Genomic DNA, 10,292 nt, shown 5'->3' with positions numbered 1-10,292 from the left:
TTCCTGATGTATAACGCTGCTTTAATGTGCATAAAAAATAGATTTGCTAAGGGAACCTGTCTTAAATAAGCTGAAGCACAGGATAACGGTATATGCTGCCACTGACCACAAAGCCGTGTGTAGATTGCTCGCAACCGCAACGCTGGATACCAGCACCGCATAGATTGCCACACATACCATGATGAAAAATCCCTGAAATGCCAAAGCACAAAGTCCCTTGATATAATTACTTCCGATGCCGCCCCATTCCCGGTTGCTGAGTGTCGCAAACGGAACCGGAGCCACTGAAACATAAAGGTATATTTCAATCATTCGCCCATATAGCATGACGGTGATTAGCAGGGAAATGATTTTCATACATAAGCTGACAATCATGGTCTCTATTCCAAGTCCTATCAGTTCGCCTATCCCCATGGTGGAGAGCTGGCTGTTAAACATGGACTGTAACGTACTCGTCACATCAAGTGTCGTGGAGCCTGTAATAACTCCTGCCGCACTTGTAACGATATGGTTTCCCACATCAAAAATTGCCATGGTAATGTCAGAGGTATAGCTGACAAGCAATACTGCAATACATGCTTTCACAAGATAACGGAAGAAAAACTCACTCCCCATCTCATGCATGTTATTCTTATCCATTACCATGGTAATCAGCTCATAGCAGAGAATCGCACTAATGATCATCCCTGCTATGGGCACCATGACTGTATCTGACAGATTGTCTATCATGGAAAAAATACCTGCGTTCCAAGAGCTGGGTGTCTGCCCAACCTCTCCGGCGATTGTTCCTACTTTCGTATTCACGTCAGTAAACATCGTTTCGAGATTGTCCAGCACCCATCCTTGCAGCATTTCCTTTATAAATTCAGTGATTTTCTCAATAATTGACCCCATGAATTATGAGAACAGTGTTGAAAGCTGTGGAATCACCGTCTGTGCCACGATAATGATACCGCCTCCGGACATAAGCTGTTTTATCCCCAATTAGGTGTAAAACTCTGCTCGATGGCGGGCGGCGGCGTACAAAAAATCTATATGGTGTTTTTAAGAGAACCGTCCCGGCGGGACAGGTCAGGCAGTGACCTGTTCCACCTCTGGGATGGGTTTGAGATTAAAATGAATTTCGATAGAAATGTGTCTTGTTTTATCTTCGTCAATGCGCTCATGCACGACGATTTCTTTGATTAAGCGGTTGAGGGTGGCTGCGTCCAGCTCTGTGATATTGGCGTATTCCTGAATGGCTTCCACCCATTGTTTTGCGTCATTGGCAAGCTGGACTTCATCGGACAGCCGCTTTCTGCCCTCGGACACTTTTGCTTTAAGCTCCGCTTGCTCGGTCTGTGTCTTTTCCAGCATGGTGTTGAAATTCTGTTCACTGATACGCCCTGCAATCATATCCTCATAAAGCCGCATTACCATTTTGTCCAGAACCTCAATCCGTTCCTCGTCCCTTGTGAGGGAGCGTTCCATTGCTTCCCGCTGTTCCCGCTGCTCGGCTTCACAGGTATTGGTCAAGCGGTCGGCAACCGCTTCCCCGTCCATCAGGGCGGCTCTGGCACATTCCCGGATTTTCCGCAGCACATGGCTGTAAAGGGTGTCATAATCAATCCGGTGCTGGGTGCAGTGGTTCTTTCCAAAGGCATTGTAGGTTTTGCAGGAGTAAATCTGCTGGGGATGTTTTGCGTTTGTGTAGCGTATCGTCAGTGACTTCCCACACTCACCGCATTTTATCAGTCCGGCAAACAGGCTGATTTCATTGGTCTGCCCCGGACGCTGGCGGGATTTCAGCTTGTTCTGCACAATGTCAAAGCTCATGCGGTCAATCAGCGGTTCATGCTGTCCCTCCACCACAATCCAGTCCTCCGGCTTCTTTTCCCCAATCGTGCCGATTTTGAAACGGTAGTCCTTTTTCTGGGAAGCAATCGCCCCGGTGTAGACGGGATTCATCAAAAGGTCTTTGATAACGGAGAAGTCCCACATATACCGCCCGTTTTCCGGGTCTTTCTTTTCCCATTTGGTGCGGGTATTGCGAAGCCCCCGTTCCCGGTTCCACCATGTGGGGCAGGGGATTTTTTCTTCCTCCAGCCGTCTGCGGATATAGTTCGGACCATGACCGTTTAGGGCATATCCGAAAATCAGCCGCACAATCGGGGCGGTTTCCTCGTCAATGAGCAGATGGTTTTTGTCCTCCGGGTCTTTCCGATACCCGAACGGGGCAAGACACCCGGTAAACTGTCCTTTCTGCGCTTTCAGAAGATAAGAGGAATGGACTTTCTTGGAAATATCCTTGCTGTACATCTCGTTCAGGATATTCTTGAACGGGGCAATATCGTTGTTATCCCGCAGGGTGTCGATACCGTCATTCATGGCGATATAGCGGACACCATTTCTTGGGAAAAAGTCCTCAATCAAATGCCCGGTTTGCAGATAGTTACGCCCCAGTCGGCTGAGGTCTTTCGTGATGACAAGGTTGATTTGCCTGCGCTCAATGGCTCTCAACATTCTCTGTAAATCAGGACGCTCCATATTAAGACCTGTGAAGCCATCGTCCTGATAGACTGCCACAACCTCCCATCCCTGCTTTTCGCAGTATTTTTCCAGCATATCACGCTGGTTTGCGATACTGGCACTTTCGCCTTGCAGGTCATCGTCCTTTGACAGTCTGCAATAGACCGCTGCACGATAGCCCCCGGCAAGTGCCGAACCGATTGTTCTGTATTCCATTTCGTTCATCATAGCCATTTACCCACACAATCCAGACGGTATCTGGCTCTTTTGAACCTCATCTTCATTATGCTTCATATCTTTCTTTTTAGCAAGATATTCTTTCGTATTTGTCTTACCGTATTTCTGGGAAATCAGGCTGACGAACACATCGGTTGCGTCCAGCTCCCCGTCAAACACCGTTGTAACATGAATCTCTGTTTTGTTTTTTGCCATAGGCAGTTATCCTCCATACATGAAAATAGCCAGACAGAGGGTGTCGGCAACGAAGTCCGGCAACGGGCTTCAAAAGACCTTGCAAACAATCTCAATCTGGCGATGGTTACTATTTATACTTTTCTTTTATTTTTCTGTTGTTTTGGTTGTCATAGGGGAGAAAAGCCGATAGTTTCGGGATTTTCCCCGGCAACCGGCTCGGCAACGGGATAGCAACAGGGGGTGCAACGGGCTGCCATTTTCAGAACGGAAGCTCCATCTGTTCTGTGACCTCCACAAAACCGTCCATCGTTTTTTCAGACGGGTTGCCGGAGTCCGTTGCCGGGTTTTCACGCTCCCAGCCCTTTTGTCTGCCATATTCGGAAAACATTCTTGGGTTCGGGAAGTACCGCCAGCCAGAAATGCACTGGTTCATAATCTCGTTGATTTCCCGGATTTCCCATTGCTTCGGCTCGTCAAAGGCATGGTTCAAGGCTTCCTTATAGAGCTGCTTGGAGCAGACCATGCTCCCGGTGTACTTATCAAGATACGCCTGTATCATCCCGGCTTTGGTGTCCTCCGGCATAAAATCCCGCTGGTGTTCTTTGAGATACCGCTGCATGGCAGGGCTGAAAGCCAGCTTGAACCTGCCGCTTCTGTAAATTTCCATCGCTTCTGCCCACATCTGCTCGATATAGGCTCTGGAAGCGGCTTCGTCCTCCAAAATGTGAACCTCGGCTTGCTCCGGGTACACCATGACGGGGATAAAGCGGCGGTTGCCGGAACGGTCAAGGGGCAGGAAGTCAAGGGCATTGGAAGTGCCGCCAAACACGCACTGACGGGGGCGGTCTGCTGGGTGGGTTTCATAGGGTATCTTGTAAACCTCTTTCTGCCGGCTTAAAAATGACTTGATTTCCTCAATGCTCTTGGCGTTTGCGGTTGCCATCATTTCCGACATTTCGATAATCCAGTGACCTTGCAGCTTACGGTACACATTGTCATCGTCCAGCTTCCGCAAATCATCGGAGAACCACTCGTCCCGGACTGCCAGCAGACGGAAGAAGGTGGACTTTCCAGCCCCCTGACCGCCTACCAGACAAAGCATGATTTCAAACTTGCACCCCGGCTGAAAGGCTCGTGAGATTGCACCCAGCAGGAACAGCTTCAACGCTTCATAGGTGTAATCGTCTGCGTCAGCCCCCAGAAAGTGCCGCAGACAGAAACGGATTCGTTCTGTCCCGTCCCACACAAGGGCACTTAGGTAGTCCCGGATGGGATGGTACTTGTTTTCATTCGCCACAATCCCGATGGCATTATCAATCTTTTTCTCATTGGTAAGCCCATAGGTTTCTTCCAGATAGAGAAGCAGATACTTCATATCCGTATCGTTCAGGGCTGTGCTTTCTCTGTGAAAACCGATGGGCTTTATGATGTCCTTGCGGTCGGTCAGGATGTTGTATGCGATAGCCCCGGAAAGCAGAGGGTCACGCTGGAATACGGTCAGGCAGTTCCGTATGCTCTGGCGGACACCGCCTTTCTCGGTGGTTTCCAGCCCCGCCTTGATTTCCTCAATGCTCTGGGGCGGCTGCATAGCGTTCATGGTGTTTTTTAGTTCTTGCTGCGTCTGCGGCTGCAAGCTCTGCCATTCGTTGTTCAAGCTGTATCACATCCTTTCCGTAGTCCGTAATCAAAGCCGCTTTTTCCTCTGTCTCCCCGAACAGCAGCACATCCAGCAGATATTCCACTTGGGCTTGCTTCTGTAAGGCTTCCACAAACCGGGGATGAACGGCTTCCTCCGGGGAGTGCGGGACATAATCCTTTCTCCATGCCCTAAGCAGGTGGAGATAATCGGCAAGGATACGGAAGCAGCGGTTCTTTGCTTCCTGAAACTGTTCCTCCGGGGATTTCTGCCGGGGCTTGGGCTTTTTTACCTTTCCCGGCGGCTTCCAGTCCTCATAAGAAAGCCCGAAGTCATTTGCCAGTTGTACGGCGGCTTCTTTCTTTCCCAGCCCATACAGGGCGGCGACAAAATCAATCACATCCCCATCCGCACCGCAGCCGAAGCAGTGGTAACGCCGATCCAGCTTCATGCTTGGGGTTTTATCATTATGGAACGGGCAGCAAGCCATCCCGTTCCGCCCTACATGGATTCCATAATGCTCCGCAGCCTGTCTTGTTGTGACGGACTGCTTCACAGCTTCAAATACATTCAAATCTATCCCTCCTTGAAAATAAGAAAAGCACCTGACATTCTCTGATTGAAAATGGCAAGTGCCTGTTAAAGTTCCATATCCTGTTGTCTGTGTTTCGCCTGTGCCGGGGCGGTTCTTTGTGCTTTTTTCTCGTCTGCCTTATCCTGCAAGACTTCTTTGATAGGCTGTTTCTTGGGCGGCTCTTTGCTTTCTTCTGTGCCGGGGGTGGCTTTCCGTACCCAGTAGCGAATGTCCCGCAGCTTCTTCAAATCCTCCTGTACCTCGGTCAGCGGTATTTTCAGGGCTGCAATTTCTTCCAGAAGCGTTTCCTGCTCCTCTTGCAGCTCCTTTTGGGTACTGTCCTTATCGTCCGGGTGCTTGGCAAGGTAGGCGGCGGCTTTCGCATACCGGGCAACCTCCGGGTGTTCCTGTTTGAATTTCTCCTTTGTTTTCTTAAAAAATATCTTCTGGTACTTCTCATAGACAGGCTTACATTCCTTGCAGTCTGTCCGGCTGGCAAGAATCCCGTCAATCACTTTGCTGCGGGCTTCCTTTGGCTTCATCTGATTGCGGTAATCTGCGGCTGATTTCCCGGAAGATTCCAGAAATGCTTCTAAGTCCTCCACAGTGGAAAGCCCCTTTTGCCGGAGATAGGACAGGGCTTCGCTGACTGCCTTTAAGTCCTGTGAAGTCCCCCGGTTCTGTCCAGCCCTTGTCCAGTCCTTCCGTTCTTCCTTTCGTATCTCCATATACTTCATCAGCAGATTGGGAAGAAGTGTCGCTTCCTCCGCCGCTTTTTGTGCAAGCAACTCCTTCCGTTTTTCTCCCAGCTCGGCAATCCAGCCTTTGAGGTTGTGGATAAGCTGCCGGATGGACTTCATCAGGCGGTTGGCGGCTCTGATTTCCCGGTTCAGGTTTCCGATATTCGTCTGGATACCACGCTTTTCCATCTGCCGGACAGCCGCTCCCTCATGGACAGTGGGGACTATATCAAACCCCTGTCTGGCATAGGAACGCAAGTCCACACGCTCCGGGCGGTCATTGGCTTCCAGATAGCGGTTCTGGATGACCTCCCATTCATGCCGCCAGATTTCACAATATTTCTGGTCGTTCCAGTCCACCGTATCCTCCTTGTGGCTTTTCCACCTGCCAGATGGCAGCTTTATCCGTTCCCCATTCTCGTCAAGGTCATAAACCTTGCGGCTCTTGGGAAGCCATTTCCCATGTTCGTCCATTGCCCTCATAGTCAGCAGGACATGGGCGTGGGGATTGTGTCCCGGCGGATGGGGGTCATGGATGGCAAAGTCAGCAATCATGCCTTTGGAAACAAACTGCTTCTGGCAAAACTCCCGGACAAGGACAGCATACTGGTCGGGCGGTATCTCTCTGGGGATGGTAAGCACCCACCGCCTTGCAAGCTGGGAGTTCCATTGTTTTTCCACCGCTTCGGCGGCGTTCCACAAAGTATTGCGGTCTGCATATTCCTGTGGGGCATTAGGTGGGAGCAGGATTTCATTGTGGACGATACCACGCTTTTCCGGGTAGTGCTTCACTTGCTGGTCATATTCACAGAACAGTTTTTCGCCACTCTGGTAAGCAGCGGCGGCAACCGCAGACTGCCGCTGGCTGCGCTGAACAATCGTGATTTCGTTGTGTGGACAGGGCATTTCGTGTCCCTCCTTTCGCTAATTGGTGGACGGGGTGGCGTTTTACCACCTCATTTTGGGCAGAAAAAAGCAGGAGACCTTTTTCAGATTTCCTGCTCGGTGTGCCGCTATGTGGGCGGCGGGTATTTAATTGTAAAAGTTCGGGGCAAGTTGACCCGATGTGAAGCTGACAAACTTGAATTTATTTTGGCAAATCATCTTCCGCTTTAAAATTCACATTACTGTCATCGATCGAGATTGTGATCGTGTAGTTATAGATTATACCATCTTCTGTTTCCAGCCTAAATGTTACCGCACCACCTCCGAGATACTGAAAATCAGGTTCGTCAGACATTCTTGCATATGTGCCATACTGTTGAAAGTATCCGTCTGCATCAAAGAACGCAACATTGCTTGTTTGCTCCTTATCGTTCCGGAAGAGTACTGCACCAACACGGTCACTAGCATGATCTGGAATTAAAACACAGTCTATGTATTCCCAATCTGTTTCTTGCACAAGAGAGAACATCGACACAATATCTTGTTCAGACCAGATTTTTCCTCCATTCAGATTACTGATATCTGTATTCTGAACCGGATTGCTGGCAGAATCTGATGTTTCTGGCATGGCGTCTTTGCTGCTGCAGGCGGACATTCCTAATACACAAACCGTCATGAAAATAAAAAGCAATGCTCTCTTCATATGAACACCTCCTCAAATCCCGATTGTTCTAATCTTTTTTACGCCCACCTTCTTGCCCTTCGGACAAGAAGTATCCCTCGCTCAAAGAGCTCGGTCAATTCCGATTTTCTCAATTCTCCAAACTTGAACTTATTCTTCAAATTTTTTATGACACTTTGGACATTCTTTAGGGATCGGCCTATAACCAACAAGCGAGCAACCGCAATAAGGACATTTCATCATGGTGAGGTGATATACAATACCACCAATAACAGCCATTGCACCGATTAGTAGGCATAGGTTTACTCTGTACTCCTTTGCCGTCATTGCTCCTATTACTGCGAGCAATATTCCTATCATCAAAATGATCCAAGAAATGGCAGCCTGCTTTTGTGGGCTATTGTTTTTCATATAATCACACCCCCTCTACAAATTCCGATTTGTTGTCATCTTCATTATACTTCATCGCCTATCGAAAAGATAGCGTATTTTATGAAACTTGTCGGCTGGGAACAACTTGCAACGCAAAGTGTCCCCAGATGGCAAGTCCACAAAAGGGTAGCTGGCTGCAGCCAGCGCAGGGGAAGTGTAGCGTCCCCTGTATGATTTGGAGCAGACCATGACTGCGGAAAATCACAGCCCTCCGGCGAGGAGCCTTCGGAGAACGCAATGCACCAACCTCTGGGTGGTGTATAATTGCGCCCTTAGTAAACTAAGGGGTTTCCGGCTTCTCCCGTTCCAGCAGTTTTTTCAATATATCTTGCGTGTCCTGCCTGTGAAAAATGAGTTTCAGCAACAGCATGACATCATCGTCCGTCAGGCGTTCCGGCTCTTGCAGAAAACTTTCCAGCATACCGCCACGAGTACAGAGCCGGTGCGTCCGTTCCTTTCGGGTAAGCTGCTTCAACTGGTGCTGCAATGCCTTTTCATCATTGATGGCTTTCCGCAGTTTCTTTTCGCTTTTCTCCAACTCCCGGTTGAGCTTTCCCAGCTTTGAGGTATCAGGCAAGGGTAGCGCCCTCCTTTCCCGGTATCAGCACATAAATCCTGTTCGGTTCTCCCACGCCCTGACGCACCCGCATGATAAGTCCGGCGGTTTCCAGTTCATTCAAAGAACGCTTGACCGTCATGAGGCTGCGGGACAGGACTGCGGCAATGGCTGTGATAGGGAAGCAGACAAAAAGAATCCCGTTCTCGTCCGCCTGCCCTCTGAAAAGCATAGCGTCCAACATCCGGCAGTACATGACCTTTGCGGTGCTGCTGACTGGAAATCCTGTCAACGCTCTGGGAAATGGCATACAGGGCGGCAATGGTGTGTCTATCGTCATAAATTCAAAATTCATTCGGTGTGTTCCTCCTTTTTCTTTGCTCGTTTGGATAAATAACGGGGGCAGTCAATCACAACCGCCCGGAAGCTCTGCTTGCACCCATGCTGGCATTTCCGGCATAATTCGTTGTAAGTGACACGCCCCCGGTCATTGAGGTAAAAGGAAAGCTCATGCTTCCGCTTTTTGCTCATTCTCGGCATGTTACGTTTCCTCCCGTTTTCGTGTATGGTTTCGGGGCGATTTTCGGCAAAATTACAGCCATAGAGCCGCTTAAAATCTCCCGAAGTCTCAGCGATAGGGTAGACTATCTCCCTATCAAATTGTCGTGTTTCGGTATCATTTCGGTGTCAGTTCGCCAGTTCTCCCCGGTGTCGTTCCTCCCCTGAATCTCACAGCGGCGTATCGCTCCCTTTGGTACGCTCGTTTCGGTCAGGGTTCCTCCATATCCCTGCCAAAAGTCATGGCGCTACATCGCCGGGGAAGCATATCCCACACAGGCTGGTCATTCGATTGGAATAATCCATCGATGAACTACCTGTATCATAGAACATTTTTGTGCCCTGTGCCGTATATCCACAAAGTAGGAATCAGGGGGAAAATCAGAAATTTCCACGATTGCGGAAAGTGTGATATAATCCAGTTAAACGGCAGAAATAAAACCACCGGAAAGGAGCGTGCGCCCATGAAAGTTGCAACAAGCATACAGGAACGCCTTTGGGAACTCCGCAAAGACAAAGGCTTAAATCTGGAAGAACTATCAAAGCTGACGGGCATTTCTAAATCAGCCCTTGGCAGTTATGAAAAAGAGGATTATAAGGAAATCAATCATGGCAACCTTATCACGCTGGCAGACTTCTATGGGGTTTCCGTCGATTATCTGCTGTGCCGGACAGAGAACAGGGAGCAGATCAACACGCCACTGACGGAGCTGCATTTGAACGATGAGATGGTGGCACTGCTGAAAAGCGGTCGGATTAACAACCGTCTGCTCTGCGAACTTGCCACCCATAAGGACTTTATCAAGTTTCTTGCGGACATTGAGATTTATGTGGACGGGATTGCCACCATGCAAATCCAAAATCTCAACTCCCTTGTTGATACCGTCCGGCATGAAATTATTGAACGGTATCGCCCCGGCGAAGATGACCCGCATTTGAAGGTGCTGCAAGCCGCACATATCAGTGATGATGAGTATTTCAGTCACATGGTTCTGGATGACCTCAACCTGATTATCCGGGATATTCGGGAATTCCACAAAAAGGACAGCGAGAGTGCGCCCCAAACTACCGTTGCCGATGAACTGAAAGAAAATCTGGAAGCGGTCGAAAATTTCAAGGGCAGTCGAGATGAAAAACTGGTTATCCTTTACTGCAAGCAGCTTGGTATCAACTATAAAAACCTGTCAGAAGAAGAATTTCGCTGGTTCATTCGTATTCTCAAAAAATCAAAGAAAATGGGAACGCCTATCAGCCAGAGGAAAAAACGGTAAAGGAAAACCGCTGTTGCATGGTTTGTTGGATTCCAT

General features: G+C 49.1%; 13 protein-coding genes. 1 reads left to right on the top strand and 12 read right to left on the bottom strand.

Annotated features, from left to right (window positions below):
* Window positions 1-21: 21 nt before the first annotated feature.
* The 12 genes from ACXMYH_RS05425 to ACXMYH_RS05370 all read right to left on the bottom strand — a co-directional run bounded on the left by ACXMYH_RS05425 (window position 22) and on the right by ACXMYH_RS05370 (window position 8,967).
* Window positions 22-894, bottom strand: coding sequence for a VirB6/TrbL-like conjugal transfer protein, CD1112 family (locus ACXMYH_RS05425; RefSeq protein WP_486555646.1), 873 nt, complete (start codon window positions 892-894; stop codon window positions 22-24).
* A 3-nt stretch (window positions 895-897) separates the two neighbouring features.
* Complete coding sequence (locus ACXMYH_RS05420) at window positions 898-966, bottom strand: hypothetical protein (RefSeq protein WP_242963040.1); 69 nt, start codon at window positions 964-966, stop codon at window positions 898-900.
* A 105-nt stretch (window positions 967-1,071) separates the two neighbouring features.
* Window positions 1,072-2,742: a recombinase family protein gene (locus ACXMYH_RS05415; protein ID WP_006060475.1), complete on the bottom strand. Its 1,671-nt coding sequence runs from the start codon at window positions 2,740-2,742 to the stop codon at window positions 1,072-1,074.
* On the bottom strand, window positions 2,743-2,940 hold the full coding sequence (locus ACXMYH_RS05410) for a hypothetical protein (protein WP_486555645.1): 198 nt from the start codon (window positions 2,938-2,940) through the stop codon (window positions 2,743-2,745).
* Between the two features lie 241 nt (window positions 2,941-3,181).
* Entirely contained in the window at window positions 3,182-4,519 is a 1,338-nt protein-coding gene (locus tag ACXMYH_RS05405) for a virulence-associated E family protein (protein WP_003500111.1), read from the bottom strand.
* Window positions 4,488-5,132 carry a CHC2 zinc finger domain-containing protein gene (locus ACXMYH_RS05400; protein ID WP_009256569.1) on the bottom strand — a complete coding sequence of 215 codons (645 nt, stop codon included), beginning with the start codon at window positions 5,130-5,132 and terminating at the stop codon, window positions 4,488-4,490. The genes ACXMYH_RS05405 and ACXMYH_RS05400 overlap by 32 nt, the downstream gene beginning before the upstream one ends.
* Before the next feature lie 65 nt (window positions 5,133-5,197).
* On the bottom strand, window positions 5,198-6,778 hold the full coding sequence (mobQ, locus tag ACXMYH_RS05395) for a MobQ family relaxase (RefSeq protein ID WP_009256570.1): 1,581 nt from the start codon (window positions 6,776-6,778) through the stop codon (window positions 5,198-5,200).
* A 181-nt stretch (window positions 6,779-6,959) separates the two neighbouring features.
* Window positions 6,960-7,460: a hypothetical protein gene (locus ACXMYH_RS05390; RefSeq protein WP_004798083.1), complete on the bottom strand. Its 501-nt coding sequence runs from the start codon at window positions 7,458-7,460 to the stop codon at window positions 6,960-6,962.
* A gap of 129 nt (window positions 7,461-7,589) precedes the next feature.
* Window positions 7,590-7,850: a hypothetical protein gene (locus tag ACXMYH_RS05385; RefSeq protein ID WP_117477486.1), complete on the bottom strand. Its 261-nt coding sequence runs from the start codon at window positions 7,848-7,850 to the stop codon at window positions 7,590-7,592.
* A gap of 301 nt (window positions 7,851-8,151) precedes the next feature.
* The gene (locus ACXMYH_RS05380; protein ID WP_005335898.1) at window positions 8,152-8,448 is read right to left on the bottom strand and encodes a DUF3847 domain-containing protein; all 297 of its coding nucleotides are present in this window, start codon (window positions 8,446-8,448) and stop codon (window positions 8,152-8,154) included.
* Window positions 8,441-8,782 carry a DeoR family transcriptional regulator gene (locus ACXMYH_RS05375; RefSeq protein WP_005335900.1) on the bottom strand — a complete coding sequence of 114 codons (342 nt, stop codon included), beginning with the start codon at window positions 8,780-8,782 and terminating at the stop codon, window positions 8,441-8,443. Before ACXMYH_RS05375 ends, ACXMYH_RS05380 begins: the two co-directional genes overlap by 8 nt.
* Window positions 8,779-8,967, bottom strand: coding sequence for a hypothetical protein (locus tag ACXMYH_RS05370; RefSeq protein ID WP_002304353.1), 189 nt, complete (start codon window positions 8,965-8,967; stop codon window positions 8,779-8,781). Before ACXMYH_RS05370 ends, ACXMYH_RS05375 begins: the two co-directional genes overlap by 4 nt.
* Window positions 8,968-9,449: 482 nt before the next feature.
* On the opposite strand from ACXMYH_RS05370, the gene ACXMYH_RS05365 reads away from it, so the two are divergent.
* Window positions 9,450-10,256, top strand: coding sequence for a helix-turn-helix domain-containing protein (locus tag ACXMYH_RS05365; protein WP_008372835.1), 807 nt, complete (start codon window positions 9,450-9,452; stop codon window positions 10,254-10,256).
* Window positions 10,257-10,292: the final 36 nt, after the last annotated feature.

The organism is Pilosibacter sp. NGB245 (assembly GCF_057397225.1).
The sequence above is the reverse complement of the archived record's forward strand: the minus strand, read 5'-3'. Positions and strand labels throughout refer to the sequence as shown.

Excerpts from the sequence above, each read along its gene's own strand:
- ACXMYH_RS05365 (WP_008372835.1), top strand. The coding sequence starts at position 9,450 with ATGAAAGTTGCAACAAGCATACAGGAACGCCTTTGGGAACTCCGCAAA.
- ACXMYH_RS05375 (WP_005335900.1), bottom strand. The coding sequence starts at position 8,782 with ATGAATTTTGAATTTATGACGATAGACACACCATTGCCGCCCTGTATG.
- ACXMYH_RS05410 (WP_486555645.1), bottom strand. The coding sequence starts at position 2,940 with ATGGCAAAAAACAAAACAGAGATTCATGTTACAACGGTGTTTGACGGG.
- ACXMYH_RS05370 (WP_002304353.1), bottom strand. The coding sequence starts at position 8,967 with ATGCCGAGAATGAGCAAAAAGCGGAAGCATGAGCTTTCCTTTTACCTC.
- ACXMYH_RS05415 (WP_006060475.1), bottom strand. The coding sequence starts at position 2,742 with ATGGCTATGATGAACGAAATGGAATACAGAACAATCGGTTCGGCACTT.
- ACXMYH_RS05405 (WP_003500111.1), bottom strand. The coding sequence starts at position 4,519 with ATGAACGCTATGCAGCCGCCCCAGAGCATTGAGGAAATCAAGGCGGGG.
- ACXMYH_RS05390 (WP_004798083.1), bottom strand. The coding sequence starts at position 7,460 with ATGAAGAGAGCATTGCTTTTTATTTTCATGACGGTTTGTGTATTAGGA.
- ACXMYH_RS05385 (WP_117477486.1), bottom strand. The coding sequence starts at position 7,850 with ATGAAAAACAATAGCCCACAAAAGCAGGCTGCCATTTCTTGGATCATT.
- mobQ (WP_009256570.1), bottom strand. The coding sequence starts at position 6,778 with ATGCCCTGTCCACACAACGAAATCACGATTGTTCAGCGCAGCCAGCGG.
- ACXMYH_RS05425 (WP_486555646.1), bottom strand. The coding sequence starts at position 894 with ATGGGGTCAATTATTGAGAAAATCACTGAATTTATAAAGGAAATGCTG.